Origin of the sequence: Levilactobacillus sp., assembly GCF_022646225.1 — a bacterium.
Lineage (GTDB): Bacteria > Bacillota > Bacilli > Lactobacillales > Lactobacillaceae > Levilactobacillus > Levilactobacillus suantsaiihabitans.
Genome location: NZ_JALCJA010000007.1, coordinates 49584 through 76376, shown reverse-complemented (window position 1 = coordinate 76376; position 26793 = coordinate 49584). Strand labels below are relative to the sequence as shown.

Below are 26793 nucleotides of genomic sequence, written 5' to 3'. Positions count from 1 at the left end.
TCATGGTAAAAAAGCAGGTGGGGGCTAAGAAGCCGGAACGCTATGAATTGGGACGCGTGCGGGATCGAATCACCTTTTTGTATTTAGAACATGCCAAATTAAACCGGCAGGACAGTGCAATTCAGGTTTTGGATGAGCACGGCATCGTGAACGTTCCGGCAGCGATGTTGAGTGTACTGATGCTGGGACCGGGTGTGGATGTGACCCACCGGGCGATGGAACTGATCGGCGAGTCGGGACTGGGTGTTGTCTGGGTTGGTGAATATGGCGTGCGGCAGTACGCGTATGGCCGTCCCCTCAACCATGCTTCAACGCTACTAGTCGCCCAGGCCAGGTTGGTGTCGAACCAGCGATCACGCGTGAAAGTTGCGCGGGCAATGTATCAGATGCGCTTTCCGGACGAAGATGTTTCTCAGCTAACGATGCAACAGTTGCGGGGAAAGGAAGGCGCTCGTGTGCGCCAAGTGTACCTCGACCAGTCTGAAAGAACCGGGGTTGCCTGGTCACGACGCGAGTACAATCCGGATAACTTCGAAGCGGGTACGCCAATTAATAAGGCGCTAACTGCGGCACATCAGGCGCTTTATGGCTTGAGCTATAGCGTGATTTCGGCTTTGGGTGCCTCAGCGGGGTTGGGCTTTGTCCATACGGGTCATGACCTCTCATTCGTCTATGATTTTGCAGACCTCTATAAGGCAGAATTTTCGATACCAGTCGCGTTCAGCGTGACTAAGGAATACGGCGATGATGCGGATATCGGCGCAAAGGTACGCCTGGCCATGCGCGATGTTTTTGTCCAAAGTAAGTTGGTGGTCCGGATGGTGAAGGATTTGAAGAGTCTCTTGGGGATTTCAGAAGATGACGCGGAAGTTGATATGGTCAGCCTGTGGGACGACCGACTGGGACTGCAGAAGTTTGGCGTGCAGTATCATGAGCTTCAGGAAGTGGAACGCCGATGATTGTGGTGACATTAACCAAAGTTCCGAAATCGTTAAAAGGTGATCTAACCAAGTGGTATCAAGAAATTCAAACGGGGGTTTACGTCGGCAATGTGAGCGCCCGGGTACGAGATGCCTTGTGGGATCGCATTATGGAAAATATCGGTCGAGGTGAGGCCACCATGGTCTATAATGCTCAGAATGAATTGGGGTATCAATTCAGGACGACGCGTCAAGACCGACAAGTTGTTGACTTCGATGGTATTCCGCTGATGATGCACCTGAAGGAAGCAACAGGTGGTGTGAAGCATGGCTTTAGTGATGCCGCCAAATTCCATCGTGCCAAGGTGATGATGCGCAACGCTGGTGGAAAGTCGCACCCATCGACGAAAAAGCTCACGGCAGTCAGTCTTGATATTGAGACTACTGGGTTGGATGCGGTCAAGGATGCGATTCTTTCGATTGGCGCTGTCAAACGAGGGCCAGATGGGCAAATGGTACAGTCGTATCAATTGCTTAAAGGGGCTCAAGAGATTCCTGCTGGTATAACGGCATTGACGGGAATTACCAGTGAGCAGCTGAATGAGAAAGGGGTTAGTCTGACGGATGGATTGCGAACTTTGCAAGCATTTGTCGGAGACATGCCCATTATCGGCTATAACCTACGTTTTGATGAGGGCTTTTTACGGGCCGCTTTTAAACAAGTTGGGCAGCCCAGCCTGTCAAATCGATTCATTGATTTGATGCCACTGGTCAAGAAGTCAAACAAATTTCTGGATAACTATCGGCTGGAAACCGTTCTAGCTGATTATGGCATTGAAAATACCAGTCCGCACCATGCCTTGTCAGATGCTCAAGCAACTTTTAGCCTGGCGAGCAAGTTAAAGGAAAAACAGCTTTTTTGAAAAATAGAATCCCGGTGTGACGGCGTTTCTTTAGTGTGTTCCCCACATGTGTGGGGGTGATCCCTTCAGCGATTTCCGTGGAAAGCATTTTCGCCAGTGTTCCCCACATGTGTGGGGGTGATCCCAACGACGGGCTTGTAAGCTGGGTCAAGGTCGAGTGTTCCCCACATGTGTGGGGGTGATCCCGAGGCAAAACTTTACGGGTTCCAGCACAATATGTGTTCCCCACATGTGTGGGGGTGATCCTGTGCCATCTCGCCAGAAGTACTCAGCGGAGCCGTGTTCCCCACATGTGTGGGGGTGATCCCGTACCACATATCAGCAGACTTATACCCCACAAGGTGTTCCCCACATGTGTGGGGGTGATCCCAGCGGATGTCGTACCAGGCGGGCCTCGCGTGCGTATTCCCCACATGTGTGGGGGTGATCCCAAGGGTGGCGTCGACAACCCGCTGGTGGACACGTATTCCCCACATGTGTGGGGGTAATCCCTTTTGATGAATTGACGGAGCATGAGAAAAGTGGTGTTCCCCACATGTGTGGGGGTGATCCTAGCGCCATTGTTATGAGTATGGTGGACATGCAGGATAAAAGGCTTGGCTTTTTCGCGAATTAATAAGTTTTGATTGACTTTCAGTGATCTATACTGTAAAATCAGTCCTAATCCGTTGAATTGCTACAGTTGACGCGTCCAGAGAGGCCGCACTGAGCACGGAACCCAACGACGGATCTTGAGAGTCCATTTTAAACGCAAAGATTTACCTTTTAATCGCTTCCAGCGAGGAGCAAAATGATCTTGTTAACCTAAAATTCGACCAATAGGGCACTGGAGTTTTTTCCAGTGCCTTTTTTTATGGCTCTGTCGGTGGGGTGTTAATGCTCTGGACGCATCTCCCCAGCATTTCCTTTACATTTGTGCAAAGATTCCCCCGCCAACCGCGAAAGTTTGTTGACAAGTTTTCATTTTCTGGTAAACTACTAAACGGTAATCATTACTGTTTACATATTTAAGGTGCAAAGAATAGTTGTAAAAAATTTTGAATGGGGATGACGGACTTGCAAAGACAAAATTGGTGGCGGCAAACGCGCTGGTTGGCGGTGGTTGCCGTATTCGTCGCGCTTTTGACGCTGGCTGGCTGCCAACCCGCGACGCAACCGCAGCAGTCCGGCAAGATCAACGTGGTCGCCACATTGGGCTTCTATGGAGAAGCGGCGCAAGCGATTTTAGGCGATCGCGGTAACGTACAAACGATTATCAACAGTCCCAGCATTGATGCCGAGAGTTATGAGCCGGACGTGAAGACCGCTAAGTTAGTCGCCAAGGCCAACGTGGTGGTGGAAAACGGGCTGGGCTACGATAGCTGGATGGACCGCGTTGTCGCGGCCAATGAAGGCTCCGGCACCAAGACGTTGACGATTGGCAAGCTGATGGGCAAGACCACCGGGGACAATCCACATTTGTGGTCGGACCCCACCGTGATGACCCAGGTCACGCGGCGGCTGGTGCAGCAGTTTAGCCGCATCGAACCGCGGCACGCCGCTGAGTTTAAACGCCGGGGCGCGGCCTACGAGCAGCAATTGACGGTTCTGGCCCAAACGGCGCGACAAATCAAGCGCCACGCCAACGGTCAGAAGGTCGCGGTGAGTGAACCGGTCTTTGACCTGGCACTCACGGCGATGGGCTATCGCATCAGCGACGGGCATTTTGCCCAATCTATTGAAGAGGACAGCGACCCGACGCCAGCCGATATTACCCAGCTGCAGAAGCAGATCAAGCGCCACGAGATCGCCTTTTTTGTGGAGAACACACAGAACTCCAGCAAAAACGTCACCGCCATGGTCAATCTGGCGCGCCAATACCACGTGCCGGTGGTCAAGGTGACCGAGACCATGCCGACGCATCAAACGTACCGGGCCTGGATGCTTGCACAGTATCGCCAGGTCCAGCGGATTCAGGAGGACAGCCATGAGTGAACCAGCAATTTTAAAACTTGAAAATTTGGGCGTGACCTTTCCCAATCATCCGGTCTTTGCCGACCTCAATCTGACAATTCGTCAGGGCGAGTTTTGGAGCATCGTCGGGAAAAATGGGGTGGGGAAGACCACGCTGATGCGTGCTATCTTGCATCAGTTGCGACCGACCACGGGTAAAGTGACCTATTTGCCCAATGCCAATAGCGTCAAGATTGGCTACGTGCCGCAATTTCGCAACATCGACAGCGACTACCCGTTGACCATCAAGGACTTTGTCGGCTTGAATTTGACCGGCTGGAAATGGCCGTGGTTGTCGCGCAAGGAGCACGCGGAAATCGACCACATTTTAGCAGAAACCGGCCTGACCAAGTTGGCGAAACGGCCGATTGGCCAGGCTTCCGGTGGGGAGCGCCAGAAGGCTTACTTGGCCCAGGCGTTAGTGGAATCGCCCAATCTCTTGATTTTAGACGAGTCGACGGCCAGCTTGGACCCGGTCACCAAGACGGAGTTGCTCGATTTGGTCATCGAATTGAATCAGCGGCTGCATTTGACGGTGCTTTTCGTGACCCACGATATCCCGATGGCCCGCAAGTACAGTTCACAATATCTGATGTTAACGCCGGACGGAGTCGAACAGGGCCCCATCAGCGGGTTGACCCAAGCCAAGGTCTGGGAGGGCGAGAAGAATGTTTAGTTATGAATTTATGCGCAACGCCTTCGCGGCCGGCACCATCATTGCCATCATCTGTGGCATCATGGGCGTCTTCGTGATTGCCCGCAACATGTCCTTTTTAACGCACACGTTATCCGAAATCGGCTTCTCTGGAGCGGCCTTTGGTGTCTTTGCCGGCTGGGCCCCGTTGAATGGGATGCTGCTGTTTACGGTCGTCAGCTCGGTCATCGTCGGCCAGCTGAGTGCGCGCAGTGAACGCCGGGAAGCGGCCACCAGTGCCATTTCCGCGCTGTTCATCGGGCTGGGCATCTTGTTCTTGTCGTTGGCCAACAAAAATGCCAGCTACGCCACCAGCATCCTGTTCGGAAGTGTCATCGGCATTAGCGCCAGCGACGTTCGGCAAATGTTGTGGTTGTCCGTGCTAGTTCTGCTGGTCGTGTTCGTGATCTATCGATTCTTGAAATTTGACTCGTTTGACCACACCGGTGCGCGGGTTAAGGGACTGTGGACCAACACGCTGTCCATCACGTTTTTGGTCCTGGTAGCTCTAAGCGTGAGTGTCGCGGCGCAAATCGTGGGGTCACTGTTGATCTTCATCCTGTTGACCCTACCAGCAGCGACGGCCAAATACTTCGCCCACACGGTCGGTGGCATGATGACGCTGGCGGTCGGCCTCGCCCTGATCGGCGTCTGGGCTGGGTTAACGTTAAGTTACGTCACCAACTACCCGGTCTCCTTCTTCATCGCGGCCATCGAAGCGGTCTTTTACTTCCTGGCCTTGGGCTGGCAAAAGCTCCAGACGGCGGAGTAGGGTGAAACCAGCTGCCTGCGTCAGGCAGAGGTTCCGCCTGCTATGGGGGACACCTCCAGCCTGGGAAACGGGCTTCCGGTTCGCTTGAAAGCCTCGCTAAACCCGCGAGTCTCTCAAGTCGCCCCACGCTGTAGGCTGAGACAAAACCTCAGCCAACACCGTCGACACAGCTGGCTCCACCCCTGCCTGCCTCCGGCGAGATAGTGACCGTTCTCCCAAACGGTCCGTCGTTTTGAAACCAAGAATGCGCCTCAATCGTAGCCGCGTGGTCACCGCACTGGCCAACAATTTTAATCACTCGAATGAACAGGTCGATTTCCTCAATTTATGAGGAAGCGGCCTGTTTTTAAATGCTTTAACTAACTGGTTGAAAGTAACATTAGCTCGTTGCCCCTCAGAACTTTAATGTTAGTTGGGAGCTAGTCGTTAAGTGAGCTGCCGTCTACGATTAAGTGGGGCGTCGCCTGGTGCCCACCACCGTAGCCGAGAGTTGTACCCAATATGAGCTCAGCCGTGGGAGTTGCCTTAGCGGCGCGATTCATGCCGCTTAGACAACTGGCGTCTTTGAGACGTGGGCTTCGGCTCAAAGCGAGTTTCGAGACCGCTTCTCAGGCTCGGAGCGTCCGCCCACAGCGAACCGGCTCATATTGGGTGCGACGGTAGGCGGCCAGCATACGCAATGTTGCCAGTAACAACCGGTGAAGCCAAAGCGTGAAGTCCGCAAAGTGAGCGCGAGTGTTGTATCCTAGGGACTGGGACGAATAACCTGGGAGAGACCAATTACCAACAAATTCGTCAAAAACCCGGGAATTTGGCCCGTAATTTCTTAAGTTTAAACAAGTTTTGGGAATTCTCACGAAAATGTAACGAAAAACCCGAACATTTATGCTAAAATTGGGCTTACAATTAACTCTAAAGAAATCGTTGAGGTGAAGAAGTTGAAAGTCAGAAGAAGTGACCGGTTGGTTGATATGACCCGGTATTTATTGGAACGGCCGCATCAATTGGTTTCATTAACCTTTTTTGCGGCGCGTTATGAATCAGCAAAGTCTTCGATCAGTGAAGACCTGACGATTTTAAAACGCACCTTCCAGACGCGGGGCACGGGTCTGTTAGAGACGGTCCCTGGCGCTGCTGGTGGTGCGCGGTTCATCCCCTACATTTTGCGCGAAGAAGCGGAACAATTTGTGGATGACATGATCACCGAACTGTCCGAAGCCGACCGGTATTTGCCCGGTGGCTACGTATACATGTCCGATATCTTGGGGCGGCCCTCCGCTTTGCGGCAAATTGGGCGGATCTTAGCCACGCAGTACTTAAATCAAAACGTGGATGTCGTGCTGACTGTGGCCACCAAGGGGATTCCGTTGGCGCAAAGTGTGGCCAACTACCTCGGCGTGCCGTTTGTCATCGTGCGGCATGATTCGCAGATTACGGAAGGCTCAACCGTCAGTGTCAACTACGTGTCCGGCTCGACCAAGCGTATCGAACGCATGGCGCTGTCCAAACGAAGCGTCAAACCCAATTCCCGGGTCTTGATCGTCGATGATTACATGAAGGGCGGCGGGACCGTGGGTGGTCTGCGTTCCTTAGTCGATGAATTCGATTCCCAATTGGCGGGCGTTGCGGTGTTTGCCGAAGGCGATTTTGCCGGCCAACGGACCGTTAGCAAGTACACGTCACTGTTGAAGATTCAGACCGCCGATGAACAGATTCGCGTGTCACCGGGGAACTATTTGACCCAGATCTTTGGCGACGATTCTCAATTAAAATAGCTAGGAGACAGTTAGCATGACGACTAGAAATACCATTATCCTCGCTGCCGGTAAGGGCACCCGGATGAAATCAAAGCTCTACAAAGTGTTGCATCAAGTCTGTGGCAAGGCCATGGTCGACCACGTGTTGACCCAAGTTGAACAGACGCATATGGACAAGATCGTGACGGTCGTGGGTTATGGCGCCGATGACGTCGAAGCCACGCTGGGTGACCGGACGCAATACGCCCTGCAAGCCAAGCAATTGGGGACCGGCCATGCCGTGCTCCAAACGGAACCGATGTTGAAAGACGAAGCGGGGACCACGCTGATCGTCAGCGGCGACACGCCGTTGTTCCGCGCGGAAACGTTTGAAGACCTCTTCGCCTACCACGAAGCCAAGCACGCGGCGGCCACCATTTTGACCTCGATTGCGCCGGATCCTACCGGCTACGGCCGCATCGTCCGCAACAATATTGGAATCGTGGAAAAAATCGTGGAACAAAAGGATGCCAGCTCCGAAGAACAAGAGATTCATGAAATCAACACCGGGGTGTACGTGTTCGACAACCAAAAGTTGTTCAAGGCCCTTCACGAAACGTCCAATGACAACGCGCAGGGGGAATATTACCTGACCGACGTCATCGAAATCTTGAAGCACCAAGGCGACATCGTGGCGGCTTACCAAATGGCCGACTTCGACGAATCCATGGGTGTCAACGACCGCGTGGCCTTGTCCGCGGCGACTAAGATTATGCGTAACCGCATCAACGAACAACACATGCGTGACGGTGTGACCTTGATCGATCCAGCCACGACCTACATCGATGCCGGCGTCAAGATCGGTGCCGATACTATCATCGAACCGGGCGTGCTGTTAAAGGGCGATACGGTCATCGGTGAGGACTGCTACATCGGGGCGCATTCCGAATTGCGCAATGCCAAGTTAGCCGACCACGTAACCGTGACGTCTTCACTTCTAGAAGACTCCGACATGGCAAGCGGCTCTAACATTGGCCCTAACAGCCACTTGCGGCCAGAATCACATATTGGACCGAAAGTGCACCTGGGCAACTTTGTCGAGGTCAAGAAGGCCACAATCGGTGAGGGCACCAAGGTGGGTCATTTGACCTACGTCGGCAACGCCAAGCTGGGCAAGCACATCAACGTGGGGTGTGGGGTCGTCTTCGTCAACTATGACGGCAAGTACAAGCACGAGACCACGGTGGGTGACGATGCCTTTATCGGCTCGAACTCTAACTTAGTGGCCCCACTCGAAGTGGCCGACCACAGCTTTATCGCGGCGGGCTCGACGATCACCGATGGCGTGGCGCAATACGACATGGCCATTGCCCGGGCACGGCAGACCAACAAGCCCAATTATTATCAGAAACTGCCATATCGTGGCGAAGATTAAGGTGAAGGCCTTGTGTTTCCTAGCGCGATAGCATAAAATTGTTGTAGGAAATTCAGACAGACTATACGCTATTGGAGGAAATTATGGCTACGCAATATTTTGACCCTAAATTAAAGATTTTTGCGTTGAACTCCAACAAACCGTTGGCAGAAAAGATTGCTAACGAAGTTGGTGTCGAATTAGGGAAAACTTCGGTGGACCGGTTCAGTGACGGCGAAATTCGGATTAACATCGAACAAAGTGTGCGGGGCAGCCACGTCTACGTGATTCAATCGACGTCGGCCCCGGTCAACGACAATTTGATGGAACTGCTGATCATGATTGATGCGTTACGACGGGCCAGTGCGGCCACCATCAACGTGGTCATTCCGTACTACGGCTACGCACGCCAAGATCGTAAGGCGCGTTCCCGCGAACCAATTACGGCCAAGTTAGTTGCCAACATGCTCCAAACCGCTGGCGTGACCCGGGTTCTAGCTTTAGACCTGCACGCGGCACAGATTCAAGGATTCTTTGACGTGCCAGTCGACCACTTGATGGGCGCCCCGCTGTTAGCGGACTACTTCATCAACAGTGGCTTGGCAGAAGATGCCGTTGTCGTTTCACCGGACCACGGTGGGGTGACGCGGGCACGGGCTCTAGCCGAATTCTTGAAGGCCCCGATTGCCATCATCGACAAGCGGCGGCCTAAGGCCAATGTGGCGGAAATCATGAACATCATCGGGGATGTCAAGGGCAAGCGGTGCATCATGATCGATGATATGATCGATACGGCCGGCACGATTACCTTGGGCTCTCAAGCCTTAATGGACGCGGGTGCCAAGGAAGTTTACGCTAGTTGTACCCACCCCGTCTTGTCCGGCCCCGCCATTGAACGGATCAAGAATTCACCGATTAAGAAATTAGTCGTGACGGATTCCATTCAATTGACGGCCGACAAGCAAATCGACAAGATCGAACAAATTTCTGTCGGTCCCCTGATTGGACAAGCCATCAAGCGGATCAACGAAAACCGGCCAGTCAGCCCATTGTTCAAGAACCGTTTCCGGAGTCACGAACAATAAAACAAATAGACTTTAAAAAGAGTCTGGGGGCAAGTTGTCCTCGGCTCTTTTTTTAAAGGCCTGCAGATTAAAGCAAGGGATTGAAGCAAATGAAAAACTGGAAACGCGCAGCGACAGGTACCGTAGCGGCGGGCCTGCTGGTTGCATTAGTGATGAAAATAGTCGGTCAGTCATTTATGACGATTGGCAACTTATTGTTCATGGTGGGGCTGGCGCTGATCGTGTTTGGCGCCATTTGCGTCCTGTTGAAGGGCCACCTGTTCACGGGCTGGCGGCATCTGTGGCACCGCAAGGACAAGGTCGACCCGTTGCCCGGTGAAAAAGTCCCGGTCAAGCACGTGGCTAGCGTGAAGAATTCACCAATCGTGGTGAACACCTTTGCGCGCTTCGGTTTGGTCAGCGGGATTTGCTACATCATCTTGGGCGTGGTGTTCACGATTTAAGATGGCTATCGGTAAATGGTCGCCCGGAAGTTTTCACTATGAAGTTGCAAGCACCCGGTTTCCGTCTTTTAGGTTTTTGTACAAAACATAACTTTGAGGCTACGTACAGAACGTGCGCAGCCTTTTTGCATACACGCATGATCAAATGGTTAGGTCCCGCAATTTTACGAAATGGGGTCGCCGCGGACCGCAGATTATCCCGGTATGTGCCCAGCGCTTATAGTGGAGGGTGAACGGACTGGGTGGTCACATCCAGTTGAGAAGGGAGCTCGGTATGATGACAGTAAAGAATCTGGGTGCTTTGATTGGCGTCGTGTTGATCAGTGGAACGGTGCTTGCCGTGAGTGGGGGACGGGTGACGGACCGTGTTAGCGCGGCGGCCGCCCCACGAATTGAACGGGTCACGAGCCAAACGACCCGACCGGCGCCACTAGAGAGCAAGCGGCAATCCGTGGAACCCGTGGGTCAACGTAGTCGCATCACGACAAACGCGGAACACGAGCCGATTGTTCCGGAACGTCATGCGGGAACCACGGCACCGACTGGAGCGACCTGTTGAGTTGATGCTGGATGAGCGCAGACGAATTCTGAGTGTTAGTCCACATTAGATGTTTGAACAAATGACAACGGCCTTCACTGCCCGATTGTAACTGGGTGGTGAAGGCCGTTGTTGTTTACTGAAGGTTGAAAGACGGCAATTAGCTGGAACCACATCATGTGTCTCATGGCCGAAACGTGCGCCAACAGGCAACTGGTTCCGTTAACGCCGGTCCATACTACGGCTTTAAGTTGTACACTGGGGCTTTCTGCACCATGGGTGGTCTGCAAGTGACGCCGGATAACGAAGTCGTCGATGATGCCGGACAAGTGATTCCGGGATTATACGCGGCCGGCAACGATTCTTCTGGTTTGGTCGGGGATACGTACGGGCCGAACATGCCAGGGACCTGCGTGGGTTATGCCTTCTACTCCGGCCGTAATGCGGGGCAGACCTTGGCCAATTACTTAAAAAAAGCAGAGGTGTCCGCCTCATGAAAATCATTGGATTAGTCGGTAACAACGCCGATTTTTCATACAACCGCTTGTTGTTGCAGTTCATGAGCAGTCATTTTACGACGGACGTCGACATCGAAGTCGCTGAAATCAAGGACCTACCGATGTTTAACGAGTCGACGGCGCAACCGACGCCGGCTTGTGTGACCACGTTGGCGGCCAAGATTGCCGCAGCTGATGGCGTCATCATTGCGACTCCTGAGTATGACCACTCGATTCCAGCCAGTCTGAAGAACTGCTTGGAATGGCTGTCGTACGCGGCGCATCCTTTCACGGACAAGCCAGTCATGGTCGTGGGCGTTTCGTTGGGACAACAAGGAACCTCGTTTGCCCAGACCCAACTACGTGAAATCTTGAACTCGCCGGGTCTGAACGCTCACGTGCTGTCGGGCAACCAGTTCATGATGGGGTTTGCCAAAAAGCAATTCGATCAAAATGGTCAGTTGACCGACGACCGGACGCTGGACTTCTTGACGCAATGCTTTCAAACGTTCCAGCAATTCGGTCAGGCTCATCGTCTGATGACAGTTGAATAGAAAATACCGTAGACATCTTCCTAGTGAGGGTGTTTTTTTGCTTGAGTAGTTAAACCGCGCAATCAATTCGTTAGTCGATACGATTGTGCTTTTTTCGCTAGGAAATGGGGGCGACTTCCTGTATAGTTGGACTTACCTCATGGAAGATAAACGTTGATATAACAGTATTTATAAGACGGGAGGCGTCCAGATGTTAAAGCTGAAAACGAGAATCGTTACACCGGCCATTGCAGGTATCACTGAATTGATTGGTCTCATCTTTTTCATCGGGGTAGTCATGATCTCACCAGCGCACGGTCGGATGATGGTGTCGCTGGTCGGCATGTTCTTTGGACGGATCGCGCTGTTCAATCAGCCGGTGATTGGGGCTGACTGGTTGGATAGGATTGGCGGACGGCCCACAGACCAGGTTCGGTATCTCAGGCGCTGTTCGCCGCCAGTTGACGTGTCGTGCGACCGCTGGGGGTCAACGGTTGAGAAGGTGGCCCGTGGCTGGCCAGTGATGTGAATGGGATGATGCAAAAAAACATCGGGGCTCCAATTAGGCAACCCCCGATGTTTAGGTAAATGATATTTTTTGTACAGATAGCGGTGCCACCTAGACGACCTGGTCGTCCAATTCCCCGATTTGTTCGATCATGGTGGCTAATTCACCGTGAGACAAGGTTGATTTGGTCAGTGCTTTGGTCATCTTGGCGGTGAGTTTGGTCAGTTTTGCGTAGAAGTTTTGATTGTCGACGAACTGCGCGTGCTTTCCCGTGATAAAGCGCAGGATATCGGCACAGTGGGTCGCATCGATGTCGTCGGCGTCACGCAGCTTTAAGACCTTGTCGATTTCTTCTAGCGACAGGCCCGCCCGTTTCAAGCTGTGGATGATGCGGTACGTCGCCAGGTCCGTCACTGTGTATTCACGGTAGTTGCCGGCTGTGCGCTTGGGAACGAGCATCCCCATCTTCTCGTAGAAACGAAGCGTATCCGGACTACAGTCCACCTGCGTTGCAAACTCCTTAATATTCATATCACAACCATCTCCTCTGGTCACCACTACCCTAACACTGGAGCCAACCACAGGGTTAAAATAAATGACTAAGCGGTGATTTTTAACCGAGGTTCGGTGAGTTAATTAAAAAATCGACTTATCCACTGTGGGGGTAAGTCGATAACGGTTTGATTAATTAACGTCAAAAGATTACTGTAACAGTGGTGTTCTGACAAACTAAAATTGGTGAAGCCAGGCGCCTGCGTCAGCCAGGGTTCCGCCTGCTCTGGGAAACGCCTCCAGCCTAAGAGGCGGTCTTCCGGCTCGATTGAAAGCCTGGCAAAAATCGCCAGTCTCTCAAGTCGTTCCGCGCTGTAGGCTGAGACAAAACCTCAGCCAACACCGCCGACACAGCTGGCTCCACCCTGGCTGCCTCCGGCAAGGTAGCGACTATCAGTAACACTGTGATAATCAAAGACTAGTCGTCAATGTAGCTACTACCTGGAGGTAAAGCGACTGTTACTGATACGCACCACCGTAGCCGAGAGTTCGTCAAATATGGGTTCCGCCGCTGAAAAGAGTGTGACAACAGGCGGTTAACTGGCGAGCATTAACGGTGCTAGGCGGATAATCCCGGTCTTGGATTATTTGCCTAGCAGTGTTAAGCGGAACCAGTTGCCTGTTGGCGCACGTTTCGACCATGAGGCCATTTTGAGACGTGAACTTCGGCTCAAAGCGAGGCGTCGAGACCGTTCTTTGGCTCGACCCGTCCGCCCCAGCGTTCCAACCCATATTTGGCGAACGGTAGGCGGCCAGTTCTCACAATCTTAACATGAGGAACAAGTTGCGGTTACTGCAACGCGTACTTACGAATGGCCGCGGCCACGCCATCTTCAGCGTTGGTCAACGTGGTGGCCTGCGCCGCTGCCTTGATCTCGTCGATGGCATTGCCCATGGCGACGCCCCAGCCAGCGTAAGTGATCATGGACAGGTCATTGCCCTGATCGCCCAGTGCCATGACGTTGTCCGCCGTGAATCCCAGCTGCGTGGCCAGTTCGCCTAAGGTGCCACCCTTGCTGGCATGCTTGTTCATGACTTCGATGAAGTAAGGCGCACTCTGGACGACGCTGAAGCGTTCCTTGAATGCGGCCGGCATGTCGGCTTTCACGTGGTCGATGACTTTCGGGTCGTCGACGAACATGGCCTTGGAGATGGTCAGGTCGCGCGGTGTTTCGCTGACTTCCCGGTACCGAATCAGCATGCGGACCAGGTAACTTTCGGCGATGGTGTAGGCCGAGATGTTCTTGTTGGCCGTGTAGATGTAGTCGGGCGTTTCGATTTGAAAATGGGATTGAAGCTTACGGGAGAGGCTTTCCAAGTCGATGTAGTCGTCGTAGGTCAAGGCGTGGTTGGTCAAGACCTTGCCGGAAATCGTTTGGGCGACGGAGCCGTTGAAGGTGATGGCGTATTGGTCGTCACCACTGATGCCCATGGCGTCCAAATAAGGCTTGACCCCGGTCAACGGCCGGCCGGTACACAAGACCACCTTGATGCCTTGGGCCTTAGCGGCTTGAACCGCGTCGATCGTGGCCTGGGCCAATTCGTTTTTCTCGTTGAGCAGGGTGCCATCGATATCAATGGCGATTAATTTAATTTTACTTGCAGTCATGAAAGGCTTCTCCTTTAAATAAATTCAGATTAGAGTGACAGCGCGTGGGTCAAAATGGCACTGGCGACCCCGTCAGCGTCGTTACTGGCGGTCACTGCATCGGCTGCGGCTTGGACCTCAGCGTCGGCATTGCCCATGGCGACCCCAAGTCCCGCGGCCTGCAACATGGGTAGGTCGTTGGGGCCGTCCCCAATGGCCATCACGTCGGTAGGGTCAATGGCCAACCGTTGGGCCAGTTCTTGCAGGGCCTGGGCCTTGCTGACGTGGCGGTTGAGCACCTCGATGAAATGCGGGTCGGTGTGGACCACGTAAAATTGCTGGCGCAAGGCGGCCGGAATGGTGGTGTCGAATTGGTCGACCACCGCCGTTTCGTCGATGAAGACGAAGGTCAAGAGGTCCTCGCCGTCCGGAATTTGATCGGCCGGGAGATACTTGATCGGCAGGTTGACCAGGTGACTCTCCCGAATCGAATAAGCGCTAGCCGGGCGGTTCGGGGTGTAGATGGCTTGGGGTGTGATCAGGTGATAGTGGATGGGCGCCTGGTCGGCCAAATCCACCAGCCGTTGGGCGTCATTTAAGCTCAGCGAATGGGTGATCAACGGCTGTCCGGTCGTCGTTTGGACCGCCGCGCCGTTGTGGGCGATGACGTACTGATCGTCGCCGATTAAGTCGAGCATTTCGAGGTAAGGCCGCACGCCAGCCAAGGGACGACCGCTACAGAGCACGACTTTAATGCCCGAAGCCGTGGCTGCCTTGATAGCGTCAATGGTCGACAAGGCCAATTTGTGGTTGGACGTTAAGAGGGTACCGTCAATATCGATTGCAATTAGTTTCACCGTCATAGTTAGGACTCCTTGGGTTGAATCAATTGGTTATTTTGAATGTAGGACCCGAACTCATCGTAAGTGGGCTGGAAGAGTTCTGGAGCGTTGTTGCCGGGATTGAGCATCTCCTTGGGGAAGAAGAAGCGTTGATCCCCCGAGAACTTGCCGCGCATGGCGTTGACCAGGTCGGACACGGTCGATAGTTCCAGTAGACTGCCATCGGGTTCTTGTAGTTCGATTTGGGTCAACGGGTAGGTCATCTTCGGGTCGTAGGCATCGTCGTAGGGCAGGTCGTAGCTGTTGTCCGTGGCGGTGTAGTAATCCGTATTGAACCCGACCGAGCGAATCATCTGGCGTAGTTTTGGCAACAGGTCCGCCGTGGCCGCTGTGTATTCGGCACTCTTCAACGGCTTGCGGTCCAAGAACCGGTGCGCCAGGTCGGCCAAAATTTGATCCGGTGAGTCGCGCCAGTGGATGAAGTAGGTGGTCAAGACGCCGTCGTCTAGGTTCAGATAGTCGTGAAGGTCGAATTGGTGATTGAAAAACGGCAACAACAGGTGAGGGATGAAGCTCTCATCCGTTTGGTTGGCCTGATACAGCTCGTTGGCCCGGCCTAACAAGTGGTCCAAGATGACTTCCATGGCCCGGGAGACGGGATGGAAGTAGACCTGTTGGTACATTTGAAAGCGGCTGATGATGTAGTCTTCGACCGCGTGCATGCCGTTCATGGCAAAGGCGATGCCCCCGGCGTAAGGGCGCATGACCCGCAGAATCCGGGTCAGATCAAAGGTCCCGTATTCGGTCCCGGTAAAGTAGGCGTCACGCAAGAGGTAGTCCATCCGGTCCGCGTCGATTTGACTAGAGATCATTTGGACGACTTGTGGATTGGGGTAGGTCTTTTGAATCACGCTGGCGACTTCGGCGGGAAATGTCGGGCTGACCCGGCGCAAAACCTGGTTGACCTCGGTGGCGGGTGAAGTCAAAATCTCTGCAGTGATGGCTTCGTGGTCAGTGTGAAAGATGTGTTCAAACGTGTGTGAGTATGGGCCGTGACCGATATCATGCAAGAGGGCCGCACACAACGCGGTCAACCGCTCCCGGTCATCCCAGCCGCCATCACCGGGCGTTTGGGACGGGTAGTTACGCTGGAAATTGTCACAGATTTGCCGGGTGATTTCGTAAACGCCCAACGAGTGGGTGAAACGGGAATGTTCGGCACCGTGGAAAATCAGTGAGGCGGTACCGAGTTGTTTGATGCGCCGGAGCCGTTGGAACTCCCGGGTATTGATCAAGTCGAGAATGACTTGGTGTTGGACATAGATATAGTTATGAACGGGATCACGAAACACTTTTTCCCGTGGTAAACGTTGTTGGGCGTAAGTCACACTGATTCCTCCTTAAGTTTAATCCTGTAAACGGGGTTGACGCCGGGCCATTTGGGCCGTGGCGTGGTCTAGAGCCGCCGTGAATTTTGGCGTGGCCATCAAGGTCGCTAATTTTTCGTGGCCCACCTGTAGACCCGCCGTTTGGGCCGCGTCAATGAAGCGGTTTTGAGCGTCGGTGACGGTCATGTCGGTGTGCAACAGTGCGGCCGTGGTCGTCATGACGTGAGGGTCAACGTCCGGGAAGTTCCACTGATTCTCAGCATCCCCTAAGCCGGCCTGGTAAAAGTCACGGATCATCTCGCCGCGAGCCAGTTGGTCGCCGGAAACGCTTAGGTACAGCATGGTGACCAGGGCGTGGGGGCTGCGGCGTTGGGCGATGCCGGCAATCTTTTGGCCGTCCACGCTGAGATCGTAGTCACCCGGGCAATAGGAGCGGGTGATCTCGTAGTGTTTGAGCGTCAGTTCTGGCCAGGCGGCGTCGACCAGGGTGGTCATCTGCGCGTAGGCCGCCTCCACACTAATGGGAGGGGTGGTCAATGGCGTAAATAACGAAACGTTGAGCACGCCGGCATCACTGACGACCGCCAGTCCTCCCGAGTTGCGGAGCACATAGTCGTAGCCATGGCGGGAAACGGCCTTCACAGCCGCTGTCAGGTGCGGCAAGCGTTTGTCCTTGAGTCCCATGATCACAGTCGGTTGCATGGTCCAGAAGTGCAATATGGGCTCCTGAAGGTCAACGACTAAGTCGAGCAACGCGTTGGTGTACCCAAAGGCTTGGTTTTTCTGATCGGCCGGGATGGGCGTCGTCACGGTCTGAATTTGGTTAGTGGGGAGGTCAAACGGAAACATGAAAACAGCCTTCTTTCGTAGAGTTACTTCAACCTCTCATTATACTAGAAAACGCTTGCGCCGTCATGGTCTGGACCAGTGTTCTTGCCTGGTTAGCGTGATTGCGGACTTGGCAAGCTAATGACGCGTGTCTCGCGTGTTCTGATCATTGAAAGCGGTGAAACCAGGCGCCTGCGTCAGCCAGGGTTCTGCCCGCTGTGGGGAACACCGCCAGTGTGCCGACCTAGATTTCGCACAATACAAGGCATTCCGCCAGAACGTTGTCTCAGTACCAGGCTGACCGAATTTTATCGTCCAGCAAGTGATAATTGGTAGGTTTTCGCCGCGAAATGAACTATAATTAATCCAGACAATTCGCGGAAAGGAAGTGTGCAAATGGATCAATTATCTGCGGGGGTGCCCGTCATGATTCACTTGGAGACGCACATCAAGCAAGAAGAAGACGTTTCCGACTACCGCTTGGATGTGGATGGTCAGCTGGTTCAGATGGGGCGCACCCTGTACTTGCGGTATTTGGAACCGAATAAGGAGACTGGCGAACAGACGCCGGTGACCATGAAGTTCACCCCAGAAGGCGAGGTCCACTTGACCCGCAACGCTGAGGCGGAATTACGCTTGCATTTTGTCAGTGGCAAACGCGTCACGGCCCGGTACAACACCCCGTATGGCATCATGCCAATCGAAACGGTGACCCCTTATTTGGAAACGAGTTTCAAGGAAAGACCCTTTAGTGGCAACGTTAAGATCGACTACCTACTCTATGCGAACAACGATCTGGTCGGAAACTACAAGATTAGATTGCAATTTACCGCATAAACGAGTATCATATTTCGTAGACTGTGGAAAGGACGTGCACCAGTTTGGAATTAAAAGTCTTTGAGGGCCAGAACAAAAAGGAATTATCAATGATCGAAGTTGCTCACGCCATTTTATCGCAACATGGCGATGTGATGGCATTTGCTGACTTAGCGAACGCCGTCCAAGCCTATTTAGGCGATAGCGACGCGGAAGTTCGTGACCGGCTGTCCCAATTCTATACGGATTTAAATGTCGATGGTAGTTTCATTTCTCTGGGTGATAACCTTTGGGGACTGCGAACTTGGTATCCGTTTGAATCCATCGATGAAGCGACCGTTCACGCCGAGGAAGATGAAGATCAACCTAAGCGCAAGAAGCGCAAGAAGGTTAACGCCTTCTTGGCCGACACTACTGACGACGATGACGTGATCGATTACGACGATGACGATCCGGAAGATGACGACACCACCAGTACCTATGCGACTGATGATGACGACGATGATGCAACCGGCAACGGCAGCGCACCTGATCTGGGCAAGTTACAAACCGGACTAGGCATCGACGACGATGACGAAGAAGACGATTCGGAAGAAATTCCGGACGGTATCGAAGACCAGCTTTCCCAAATGGAAGCGCCGGACGACGATGATGAAAATCTTGATTTCTCCGCCGACGACGATGAAGCTGACGATGATGAAGATGACGACGAGGAACAAAAATAAATTTGCGTTCTTCGCTTGACCTCCAGTCTAAAAGCAGGTATTATGTTTTTTGGGCTCCTTGCTACTTGTAGCGAGGACAACTGGACGGTAAGCTCCCTATTCTTATGGATAGGGAGCTTTTTTTATAGTTTTCCGACCCTAAATAATCTTACGAGGAGTTTGCACATGACCAAATATATTTTTGTGACTGGCGGCGTGGTTTCATCACTAGGTAAGGGGATTGTGGCCGCTTCCCTAGGACGGTTGCTGAAGAACCGTGGCTTGAACGTAACCATTCAGAAATTCGATCCGTACATCAACGTGGATCCCGGCACGATGAACCCCTATCAACACGGGGAAGTCTTCGTGACCGACGATGGGACCGAAACGGATTTGGACTTAGGCCATTACGAACGGTTCATTGACAACAATTTGAACAAATATTCAAACGTCACCACTGGTAAGATTTATTCAGAAGTATTGGAAAAAGAACGGCGCGGCGACTACTTGGGCGCGACGGTTCAGGTCATTCCGCACATCACCGGAATGATCAAGGAAAAGATCATGCGGGCCGGCAAGACGCTGGGCGCCGACTTCGTGATCACGGAGATTGGCGGGACTGTTGGGGACATCGAATCCCAACCGTTCTTGGAAGCCATTCGGCAGATGAAGGCGGAAGTGGGCGACGAAAACGTGGTCTACATCCACACCACGTTGGTCCCAACCTTACACGCCGCACACGAAATGAAGACCAAGCCGACGCAACACTCTGTGCGCGAACTGCGGAGCATTGGGATTCAACCCAACATTTTGGTCGTGCGGACCGAGGCGCCAATCACGGACGAAATGCGCAACAAGATTGCCCTGTTCTGTGACGTTAAGCCAAGTTCCGTCATCGAATCCATGGACGTACCCACGATTTACTCGATCCCACTGCGGTTACAAGACCAAGGCTTGGACCAAATCGTCTTGGATCATTTCCAAGTGAAGGCACCTAAGGCCGATATGGCCAAGTGGGCCAAGATGGTCGACCACATGCAAAACCTGTCACGGACCATCAAGATTGCCTTGGTCGGCAAGTACGTGGCCTTGCACGATGCCTACATTTCTGTCGACGAGGCCTTACAACACGCCGGTTACCCGGTCGATGCCAAGATTGACCTGCAGATGATCGATGCGGAAAAGATCACGGATGACAACGTCCAAGACCTGCTGGGCAGTGCCGATGGCATCATCGTTCCCGGGGGCTTCGGGGACCGGGGCATTGAAGGCATGATCACAGCCATCAAGTACGCCCGCGAACAAGACGTGCCATTCTTAGGAATTTGCCTGGGGATGCAAGTGGCCAGCATCGAATTTGCCCGCGACATTTTGGGCTATAAGGATGCCAACTCCACGGAAATGGATCCTAGCACGACGCACAAGATCATTGACTTGATGGCTGACCAAACCGACGTCGAAGAAATGGGCGGGACCCAACGGTTGGGCCTGTACCCTTGCAAGTTGAAGCCGGGTAGTGTGGCCGCGGCCGCTTACGACAACCAGCCAATGGTTGAGGAACGTCACCGTCACCGTTATGAATTCAACAACCAATACCGTGACGAAATGGCGGCCAAAGGCCTGGTCTTCTCCGGGACGTCGCCTGACGATCACTTGGTGGAAGTCATTGAGTTGCCGAAGAAGAAGTTCTTCGTGGCAGCGCAATATCACCCAGAATTCTTGTCTCGCCCCGACCGGCCAGAAGGCTTGTTCCGCGACTTTATCGCCGCTGCTAGCAAGGAAGTTCAAGACTAGCCTGGTGTAGGTAGAGCGGAACCGGTTGGCTTTTGGCGATGTCAAGACTCGGTCGAGTTTGACTGCAATTCTAAAAGTAAATAACATTTTTTCCGAAGAGGTCAGTGCAAACTGGCCTCTTTTTTATGGCCTTTTGGAGCTAAAAAACTGAACTATTAGGTTACCAGACTTAGCCAAACGGTCGGTTGGATTGCCCGAGATAATTCGTGCTGACAATTATTTGGTAACACATTGGTTGAAGTGTGGTATAGGTCTTCAAAAAGACAAATTGCTGGTCAATCCCTGGTCTACCAGTGATACACCACCCGTTCAGCAGTTTTGTGTATTAAGAAATATTTAAGGTAAACATGTTTGTGGACCTTAACCACTATTCGTGTTATTCTAAAGGTCAAAAATGAAACATTACTTATAGTAACGATTTATTTTTAAAAGTTGGGAGGGCTGTGTCGTGAAGAAGAGATGGCTGTGGTTAATGGGTATGATGGCAATCTGGGGACTGGGAACTGGTATCGTGGTTGCCCGCGCTTCCGATACGGCGGTGACCAATAATTTACCGAACAGTTTTGCCATCAACGGGATTTTTAATACGACGAGTACGATTACCGGGGCGACCAACAATGCGACGCTGGTCGCTAGCAATCACGGGTTACAGATTACGGATAATCAGGCCGGTCAAAACGGCGCGGCCTGGTCGACGAGTGATAACAAATTTGACTTGAGCAAGAACGGCCGCTTTTCCATGTGGCTGTACATGGGCAAGAATGGCGCCACAAAATCCGGGCAGGGGATGGCCTTCGTTATGCAAAATGCGGCGGCCAACGGTTTCACAAATTTTCCCAGCTCCAAACAACCGGCGGGACAATCGCTAGGAGTCTGGGGGGTGGCATATAATCAACTGGCCACAGATGCAAGTGCAATCGCCGCTTCAGCGATTCCCAAAAGCTGGGCGCTGGAATTTGATGAGCAAGTCAACGACAGTCGGGTTGGTGGCGATAATGATAGCTTTGATTACGAGTTTATTTATTCTGATCTCCAGCACGTTGGATCAAACTATCCGGCCGAAACCGCGACCTACGTTCGTCATGGGAGTTCAGAAGGTGGTGGCAAGTATTTCTACAACGTCGCGCACAAAGGGGCCTTCGAAACGACGCTGTCCGACGGTGCCTGGCACCACCTCACCCTAGACTGGACGGCGCCAACCGGTACCAGTAACACGGGGACCATGACCTATACCCTGGGGGATAAGAATCCGGATACGGGGGCTGCGCAAACGCCAACCAATACCAAAACGGTCGAGGTCGACCTAAGCAAACTGGGTATCAACGCTACCGACAGTACTAAACAGGTCTACTGGGGGTTCACTGGGACGACTGGGAGCCAGTACGCCAACAACGTCGTGGCCTTTGAACACATCCCCGGGTTGGTCAATGCCAGCTCGAGTGTGGCCGTGACTGACACAACGACCGGCAAAACGATTACCGACGGCGACAGCGTCAATGGCAACGATGACCTGACCTACACCTACAAACTAAATTATGATGGCGGTAACCAGGACTGGCAAAATATTGAGGCGCAACTACCGAAACCTAATGGGGTCAGCTTCTCCGCCGGGACCATTACCTATGCGGATGGCAGTACCGAGGCCCTCAGCAGTAGTGAGCTGTCCGCCAGTTCGGTGGCCCACACGTTGGCGAAGAGTCTGTCGACGGCCAATGCCAGTGCCACCATTAAGTTGACCGGCAAAGCCGATGCGGTGACCACAGATACCACGGTGAACAGCACGACGGGGTATTTCAATGGGAGCAACGAGATCAATTCGGTGACCACCCCCAGCTACACCATTTATCCTGCCCGGCAGTGGGTCTTGGCGCTGTCATCTGGCAGTACGGCGTCCGTCCAGCCGGGTGAGTCGGTCGACGTGGCCGGTGGGGTGAGCATGGATGGCGGCACGGCTGACACGACGACCAACGACCAGATCACGATGCACGCCAGCTTGGACAATGGCCATACCATTGATGATTTTACCTTGAATGGCAGTGCCAATGATCCGGACGCGCATGGCGCCTTCCATCTGACCATTCCCGCAGATAAACTCACGACCGGGACGAATAATTTGACCCTGTACGCGACCGACAATCGTGGCAATAAGTCCAATACAGTTCCGGTCACGATTACCGTTTCCGGGACGCTGGCCTTCAAGCAGGTCAATCCGGAGAGCTCCTTTACCACCACGCAATTGACGGGAACGTCGGCTCTGATTGGGCGCGCATCTGACTGGGACGTGTCCGTGGACAACGGGATGGGCAAGGGCTCCACGTGGGCAGTGACGGCTAAAGCCAGTGACTTCACGGAAAAATTAACGTCGGCCAAGCTGGCCGGTGAAGCCGTCTGGGTCGATTCTCAGGGCAATCAGCATTCCCTGAGCCAAAGCCAAGTCGTGGCCAGCGGCACTAACACGGCCGCCAGCCAGACCACCGATATCATCGACGGCTGGGGCAGTGAGGGCGGCGTGATGCTCAAGGTCAATAGTGATGCCTTGGAGGGGGACTACCAGGGAACCATCACGTGGACGTTGAGCAATACGATTAGCTAAAAGCCATGTAAATGAAAACAGGTCCGAAACCAACGCGCGGTTTCGGACCTGTTTTTGAGTTGAGAATCATGAAGTGGCTACGCTAGAATCACGCGTGGGATAGTGCTGTGTGGAAGTGAGTTACTATCCGCTAGAAAATAGTTGGCAGTGATGGGTCGTAGTCGGGTGACTAATGGGTAACAATCACCACCGTAGCCGAGAGTTCGTTAGAGATGGGTTCAGCTGTGGGAGTTCCCTTAGCGGCATGGTTCACGGCGCTTAGGGAACTGGCAAGTTGGAGACGCGGGTTACCGGCTCCAACTTGAGGTCCAAGACCGTACTTTGGCTTGGACCGGCGCCCTCAGCGTTCCAACCCATCTCTAGCGAACGGTAAGGCGGCCAGTGTCCCCCATAGCAGGCGGAACGTTCGGGCCACTGACGGAGGCGCCAATTTCGCGGAGTCTATTCAGACCGCAATGCCGTAGCGGCGTCCTTCTTGGCGGCCATCCGTGCGGGGATGTGGCCTCCCAACATGGTCAAAACGGTACTGATGACGATCAGCACGATCCCGTGAACCGGGTTCAAGTGGGCGACGTTGCTGAGGTCCGTGATGTTTTTCAAGACCACGTTGATGGGGAACGTTAGGAGCCAAGCGATGATGACCCCGAGGACCCCTGAGCCGATTCCCAGAATGAAGGTTTCGGCATCAAACACCCGGGTGATATCCTTCTTTCGGGCCCCTAAGGCCTTTAAGATCCCGATTTCTTTGGTCCGTTCCAAAACGGACGTGTAGGTGATGATGGCGATCATGATCATACTCGTGACCAGAGAGATTCCGGCGAAAGCGACCAGGACGTAGGTGATAGCATCCATCAAGCCCCCGGTCAGGCTGGAAACGGTCCCGGCCATATCGGTGTAGATGACCTTGTCGGCTTTCTTCTTGCCGTGGTTGTATTTGTCCAGGTAATGCAGCACCTTGTCTTTGTTCTTAAAGGTGTTGGGGTAGATCAGGATGCTAGCTGGCGTGGTGGAGCCACCCAGGTAGCTGACCAGCGACTTCTTGGTCGTGCTGTCGACGCTTTGGCCGGTCATGACGTTGTCGTCGGCCTGCTTTTGGGCCTTAACGATCTTAGAATCTTTGTTCTTTTGAATGATGTTTTGAGTTAACTTATCACTGTAGGCAATGCCGGAGGCCAAGACATTTTCGGAAGACTTGGACTTGACCTTGACGATACCCGCGATTTTTAACGTCGTGTTGTTCTGGTTATTGTAAAGGGCGTTCGTGGCCTTGTTGGGCACGTAATTCCCGGTCGGCAGGCTTTGGTAGTAGTCGTTGTTGTTGACGACCTTCAGCGTAGTGCCGACGATTTGGTTGTAGCGGAATTTCTGATTGTCCTTGGCGGTGAAGCCCAGGTTCTTCAAGGCGTTGATGTTGGTCGAGCCGTCACGGTCAACGATCAAGATGACGTCGTTGGCGCTTTTCGGATAGCTTCCGGAGACCAGCTTGTAGTGTTTCTTTAAGAAGGTGACGCCGCCGTCACTGGCGCTCGGGTAAACGGATCCCCCGACCCCGGTCGACGCGGCCATTGCGGATTGCATGGCGCTAGCGCTGTTCGAGCTGTTGCTGTCGGCATTGGAGAAGGAGACGGTCTTGGTCTTGCCGTTGACCTGCCGCAAGAGGTTCATGCCCGTCGAGTAGGTGTAGGTCACGTTCTTGCTTAATTTCGGATCCAAGTTTTTAACATACTTTAAGTATGACTTGGTAAGCTTATTGGTATGGGTGGCCTTGTCTTGCTCACTCACCTTGGCCGTGACCCGTTTTTTGTTGTTGGCCTTCACCTTATCGTTGGCCTGCGTGCCAGTGGTGTTAGTTGCCGTTTGGGCAATGGTGACTGGGAACTGCGCCAAGGTGTTGGCCTGCGTCTTGTTGATCTGCGTTTGGAACCCGTTGGACAGGGCTAAGACGACGGCGATGCCGATGATCCCGATACTGGAGGCAAAGGCGGTCAACGCGGTCCGGCCCTTCTTGGTACGGATGTTGTTGAAGGACAGTTTCAAAGCCGTCCAGAAGGTCATCCGGGTCTTCTTGAGCTGAAATTGTTCGGCGTCGGCGTGTTCGTTGTAGGGATTCGAATCGTTTTGAATCTTCCCGTCGGCAAATTCGATGATCCGATCGGCGTATTGCCGGGCCAAATCAGGGTTGTGGGTAACCATGATGACCAGCCGTTCCGCGGAGAGTTCCTTGATCAGCTGCATGATCTCATCGCTGGTCTCGGTATCCAGGGCACCGGTCGGTTCGTCACACAACAGAATTTCGGGCTCGTTGGCGATAGCCCGGGCGATGGCGACCCGTTGGAGTTGCCCCCCGGACAATTGGTTGGGTTTCTTATTGATGTGGTCGGTCAAGCCAACGCGGTCTAAGGCTTTGAGGGCCTTATCCTTCTTTTCGGCATTGCTGACACCGCTCAAGGTCATGCCCATTTCAACGTTGTCGAGGATGCTTAAGTGGCTGATGATGTTGTAGCTTTGGAAGATGAAGCCGACCGAGTTATTCCGGTAGGCGTCCCAATCGGCTTCGGAGAAGTCCTTGGTTGACTTGCCTTCGATCGCCAGGTCCCCGGAATCGTAAATATCCAGGCCACCGATGCCATTGAGCATGGTCGTCTTCCCGGAACCACTCGGCCCGAGAATGGCGACGAACTCTTGGGAACGAAACGCCACGGAGACATCATCCAAGGCCTTGGTGACGGAATCACCCACATGATAGTATTTCTTAATATGTTTGAGTTCCAGCATTTTAAAATAATCCTTCCATTTTTTGATTTCGGCTGTTGTTAGCAGTGGTTTTCTGATAAAATATACATTATTGCAACACCGTGTCTTATATCTTATAAAAGGAACCTGACACTTGGCAACCGCCAATGTCAACAGAACTGTTGTGAACGCAACAGTTTTGGCCAACCTGTTGCTACAATCAGTTATTGATGGCTCAGGTGGTGTTAACCTTACCATATTAATGGGGGTAACGGCACGTAATATTACTTAGCAATGCGCGTAAGTGAAACTGTAGGTAGAGGTGAAGTGTGATGGTGGGTGTCAAAAATAACCGGCGGGCGCAGTACACCCAGCGGGTTATTCAAGAGACAGTGTTATCTTTGTTGGAAAGTAAACCGATCAACGCCATATCGGTCACGGCCGTTTGTGCCCAGGCCGATGTGAACCGCACGACCTTTTACCGTTACTATACAGATATTTATGACTGCGTTGCCAGCATTGAAAAGGCCTTTGTCAGTGAGCTGCACCCGTTTGAGAGCGGTACACCGACCCAGGCCTTGGAACATCTATTGACGGCGTTTTACCACGACAAGAAGCTCAGTAATCTGGTCTTCGTCGAGGGGAAAACCAAGCTGCTAGAGCGCATGCAAGACCTGATGCGCCAAAGCGGCCCGGAACCGCCGTTGATCAACGATTACCAGGGGATGTACATCGGCGCGGGTCTGCAGAGTATTCTGAAGAAATGGGTCAAAGACGGGATGCCTGAGACGCCGCACCAATTGACGCAAATTATTATCGATACGATCCTGGCCAGAAACCTAGATGACCTGCGGAAGACTGCTGGTAAGCTGGGATGACTGATAGCGGCCATTTTGGCGG

23 protein-coding genes, 1 pseudogene and 1 CRISPR repeat array are annotated in these 26793 nt (G+C 53.1%); of the genes and pseudogenes, 18 read left to right on the top strand and 6 right to left on the bottom strand.

Features of this window, described 5'->3' with window-relative positions; translation table 11 throughout:
* The first annotated feature begins 2 nt into the window (after positions 1–2).
* The 13 genes and pseudogenes from cas1e to LKH74_RS11385 all read left to right on the top strand — a co-directional run bounded on the left by cas1e (position 3) and on the right by LKH74_RS11385 (position 12076).
* Positions 3–959 carry a type I-E CRISPR-associated endonuclease Cas1e gene (cas1e, locus tag LKH74_RS11445; RefSeq protein WP_287708466.1) on the top strand — a complete coding sequence of 319 codons (957 nt, stop codon included), beginning with the start codon at positions 3–5 and terminating at the stop codon, positions 957–959.
* Entirely contained in the window at positions 956–1843 is an 888-nt protein-coding gene (cas2e, locus tag LKH74_RS11440; protein WP_287708467.1) for a type I-E CRISPR-associated endoribonuclease Cas2e, read from the top strand. The genes cas1e and cas2e overlap by 4 nt, the downstream gene beginning before the upstream one ends.
* A 35-nt stretch (positions 1844–1878) precedes the next feature.
* A CRISPR array of direct repeats spans positions 1879–2395; the repeat unit is 28 nt; unit sequence GTGTTCCCCACATGTGTGGGGGTGATCC.
* A gap of 495 nt (positions 2396–2890) precedes the next feature.
* Positions 2891–3817, top strand: a complete 927-nt coding sequence (locus tag LKH74_RS11435) for a metal ABC transporter solute-binding protein, Zn/Mn family (RefSeq protein ID WP_287708468.1) — start codon at positions 2891–2893, stop codon at positions 3815–3817.
* A complete protein-coding gene (locus tag LKH74_RS11430) occupies positions 3810–4511 on the top strand; it encodes a metal ABC transporter ATP-binding protein (RefSeq protein ID WP_135368859.1) in 702 nt (233 codons plus the stop codon). The genes LKH74_RS11435 and LKH74_RS11430 overlap by 8 nt, the downstream gene beginning before the upstream one ends.
* The gene (locus LKH74_RS11425) at positions 4504–5301 is read left to right on the top strand and encodes a metal ABC transporter permease (protein ID WP_287708469.1); all 798 of its coding nucleotides are present in this window, start codon (positions 4504–4506) and stop codon (positions 5299–5301) included. The genes LKH74_RS11430 and LKH74_RS11425 overlap by 8 nt, the downstream gene beginning before the upstream one ends.
* 938 nt (positions 5302–6239) lie before the next feature.
* Positions 6240–7076, top strand: a complete 837-nt coding sequence (gene purR / locus LKH74_RS11420; protein ID WP_287708470.1) for a pur operon repressor — start codon at positions 6240–6242, stop codon at positions 7074–7076.
* A gap of 16 nt (positions 7077–7092) precedes the next feature.
* Complete coding sequence (gene glmU / locus LKH74_RS11415; RefSeq protein ID WP_287708471.1) at positions 7093–8472, top strand: bifunctional UDP-N-acetylglucosamine diphosphorylase/glucosamine-1-phosphate N-acetyltransferase GlmU; 1380 nt, start codon at positions 7093–7095, stop codon at positions 8470–8472.
* A gap of 83 nt (positions 8473–8555) precedes the next feature.
* Complete coding sequence (locus LKH74_RS11410; RefSeq protein WP_125576272.1) at positions 8556–9536, top strand: ribose-phosphate diphosphokinase; 981 nt, start codon at positions 8556–8558, stop codon at positions 9534–9536.
* A gap of 89 nt (positions 9537–9625) precedes the next feature.
* Positions 9626–9979 (top strand): DUF3899 domain-containing protein, encoded by a 354-nt coding sequence (locus LKH74_RS11405; RefSeq protein ID WP_135368855.1) that lies wholly within the window; start codon positions 9626–9628, stop codon positions 9977–9979.
* A 274-nt stretch (positions 9980–10253) separates the two neighbouring features.
* Complete coding sequence (locus LKH74_RS11400; RefSeq protein WP_287789060.1) at positions 10254–10538, top strand: hypothetical protein; 285 nt, start codon at positions 10254–10256, stop codon at positions 10536–10538.
* 200 nt (positions 10539–10738) lie between these two features.
* A pseudogene (locus LKH74_RS11395) lies at positions 10739–11014 on the top strand (FAD-binding protein); the annotation flags it as partial.
* Complete coding sequence (locus LKH74_RS11390) at positions 11011–11568, top strand: NADPH-dependent FMN reductase (protein WP_287708473.1); 558 nt, start codon at positions 11011–11013, stop codon at positions 11566–11568. The pseudogene LKH74_RS11395 and the gene LKH74_RS11390, both read left to right, overlap by 4 nt.
* 190 nt (positions 11569–11758) lie before the next feature.
* Positions 11759–12076, top strand: a complete 318-nt coding sequence (locus tag LKH74_RS11385; protein WP_287708474.1) for a hypothetical protein — start codon at positions 11759–11761, stop codon at positions 12074–12076.
* A 90-nt stretch (positions 12077–12166) separates the two neighbouring features.
* On the opposite strand, the gene LKH74_RS11380 is transcribed toward LKH74_RS11385, so the two are convergent.
* The 5 genes from LKH74_RS11380 to LKH74_RS11360 form a co-directional block, all read right to left on the bottom strand.
* Positions 12167–12586: a MerR family transcriptional regulator gene (locus LKH74_RS11380; protein WP_287708475.1), complete on the bottom strand. Its 420-nt coding sequence runs from the start codon at positions 12584–12586 to the stop codon at positions 12167–12169.
* Positions 12587–13397: 811 nt separating this feature from the next.
* Positions 13398–14216 (bottom strand): sugar-phosphatase, encoded by an 819-nt coding sequence (gene yidA, locus LKH74_RS11375; protein ID WP_135368440.1) that lies wholly within the window; start codon positions 14214–14216, stop codon positions 13398–13400.
* Between the two features lie 29 nt (positions 14217–14245).
* Positions 14246–15058, bottom strand: coding sequence for a Cof-type HAD-IIB family hydrolase (locus LKH74_RS11370; RefSeq protein ID WP_287708476.1), 813 nt, complete (start codon positions 15056–15058; stop codon positions 14246–14248).
* A 2-nt stretch (positions 15059–15060) separates the two neighbouring features.
* Positions 15061–16425 carry an HD domain-containing protein gene (locus LKH74_RS11365; protein WP_287708478.1) on the bottom strand — a complete coding sequence of 455 codons (1365 nt, stop codon included), beginning with the start codon at positions 16423–16425 and terminating at the stop codon, positions 15061–15063.
* A gap of 18 nt (positions 16426–16443) precedes the next feature.
* On the bottom strand, positions 16444–17274 hold the full coding sequence (locus LKH74_RS11360; RefSeq protein ID WP_135368437.1) for a lipoate--protein ligase family protein: 831 nt from the start codon (positions 17272–17274) through the stop codon (positions 16444–16446).
* A 375-nt stretch (positions 17275–17649) separates the two neighbouring features.
* Here LKH74_RS11360 and LKH74_RS11355 point away from each other — a divergent pair, with 375 nt between their 5' ends.
* From LKH74_RS11355 to LKH74_RS11340, 4 genes are all read left to right on the top strand, one after another.
* Positions 17650–18090 carry a DUF1934 domain-containing protein gene (locus LKH74_RS11355; RefSeq protein ID WP_135368436.1) on the top strand — a complete coding sequence of 147 codons (441 nt, stop codon included), beginning with the start codon at positions 17650–17652 and terminating at the stop codon, positions 18088–18090.
* A gap of 44 nt (positions 18091–18134) precedes the next feature.
* Positions 18135–18794, top strand: a complete 660-nt coding sequence (rpoE, locus tag LKH74_RS11350; RefSeq protein WP_135368435.1) for a DNA-directed RNA polymerase subunit delta — start codon at positions 18135–18137, stop codon at positions 18792–18794.
* 165 nt (positions 18795–18959) lie between these two features.
* Complete coding sequence (locus LKH74_RS11345; protein WP_287708479.1) at positions 18960–20567, top strand: CTP synthase; 1608 nt, start codon at positions 18960–18962, stop codon at positions 20565–20567.
* Between the two features lie 448 nt (positions 20568–21015).
* On the top strand, positions 21016–23160 hold the full coding sequence (locus LKH74_RS11340; protein WP_287708480.1) for a hypothetical protein: 2145 nt from the start codon (positions 21016–21018) through the stop codon (positions 23158–23160).
* Positions 23161–23601: 441 nt separating this feature from the next.
* On the opposite strand, the gene LKH74_RS11335 is transcribed toward LKH74_RS11340, so the two are convergent.
* Positions 23602–25935, bottom strand: coding sequence for an ABC transporter ATP-binding protein/permease (locus LKH74_RS11335; RefSeq protein WP_287708481.1), 2334 nt, complete (start codon positions 25933–25935; stop codon positions 23602–23604).
* Between the two features lie 290 nt (positions 25936–26225).
* Here LKH74_RS11335 and LKH74_RS11330 point away from each other — a divergent pair, with 290 nt between their 5' ends.
* On the top strand, positions 26226–26771 hold the full coding sequence (locus LKH74_RS11330; protein WP_135368431.1) for a TetR/AcrR family transcriptional regulator: 546 nt from the start codon (positions 26226–26228) through the stop codon (positions 26769–26771).
* The last annotated feature ends 22 nt before the right edge of the window (positions 26772–26793 follow it).

Bases quoted from the DNA above. Each gene is read 5' to 3' on its own strand.
- cas1e (WP_287708466.1), top strand. From the start codon at position 3: ATGGTAAAAAAGCAGGTGGGGGCTAAGAAGCCGGAACGCTATGAATTG.
- cas2e (WP_287708467.1), top strand. From the start codon at position 956: ATGATTGTGGTGACATTAACCAAAGTTCCGAAATCGTTAAAAGGTGAT.
- LKH74_RS11435 (WP_287708468.1), top strand. From the start codon at position 2,891: ATGACGGACTTGCAAAGACAAAATTGGTGGCGGCAAACGCGCTGGTTG.
- LKH74_RS11430 (WP_135368859.1), top strand. From the start codon at position 3,810: ATGAGTGAACCAGCAATTTTAAAACTTGAAAATTTGGGCGTGACCTTT.
- LKH74_RS11425 (WP_287708469.1), top strand. From the start codon at position 4,504: ATGTTTAGTTATGAATTTATGCGCAACGCCTTCGCGGCCGGCACCATC.
- glmU (WP_287708471.1), top strand. From the start codon at position 7,093: ATGACGACTAGAAATACCATTATCCTCGCTGCCGGTAAGGGCACCCGG.
- LKH74_RS11410 (WP_125576272.1), top strand. From the start codon at position 8,556: ATGGCTACGCAATATTTTGACCCTAAATTAAAGATTTTTGCGTTGAAC.
- LKH74_RS11405 (WP_135368855.1), top strand. From the start codon at position 9,626: ATGAAAAACTGGAAACGCGCAGCGACAGGTACCGTAGCGGCGGGCCTG.
- LKH74_RS11400 (WP_287789060.1), top strand. From the start codon at position 10,254: ATGATGACAGTAAAGAATCTGGGTGCTTTGATTGGCGTCGTGTTGATC.
- LKH74_RS11390 (WP_287708473.1), top strand. From the start codon at position 11,011: ATGAAAATCATTGGATTAGTCGGTAACAACGCCGATTTTTCATACAAC.
- LKH74_RS11385 (WP_287708474.1), top strand. From the start codon at position 11,759: ATGTTAAAGCTGAAAACGAGAATCGTTACACCGGCCATTGCAGGTATC.
- LKH74_RS11380 (WP_287708475.1), bottom strand. From the start codon at position 12,586: ATGAATATTAAGGAGTTTGCAACGCAGGTGGACTGTAGTCCGGATACG.
- yidA (WP_135368440.1), bottom strand. From the start codon at position 14,216: ATGACTGCAAGTAAAATTAAATTAATCGCCATTGATATCGATGGCACC.
- LKH74_RS11370 (WP_287708476.1), bottom strand. From the start codon at position 15,058: ATGACGGTGAAACTAATTGCAATCGATATTGACGGTACCCTCTTAACG.
- LKH74_RS11360 (WP_135368437.1), bottom strand. From the start codon at position 17,274: ATGTTTCCGTTTGACCTCCCCACTAACCAAATTCAGACCGTGACGACG.
- LKH74_RS11355 (WP_135368436.1), top strand. From the start codon at position 17,650: ATGGATCAATTATCTGCGGGGGTGCCCGTCATGATTCACTTGGAGACG.
- LKH74_RS11345 (WP_287708479.1), top strand. From the start codon at position 18,960: ATGACCAAATATATTTTTGTGACTGGCGGCGTGGTTTCATCACTAGGT.
- LKH74_RS11335 (WP_287708481.1), bottom strand. From the start codon at position 25,935: ATGCTGGAACTCAAACATATTAAGAAATACTATCATGTGGGTGATTCC.
- LKH74_RS11330 (WP_135368431.1), top strand. From the start codon at position 26,226: ATGGTGGGTGTCAAAAATAACCGGCGGGCGCAGTACACCCAGCGGGTT.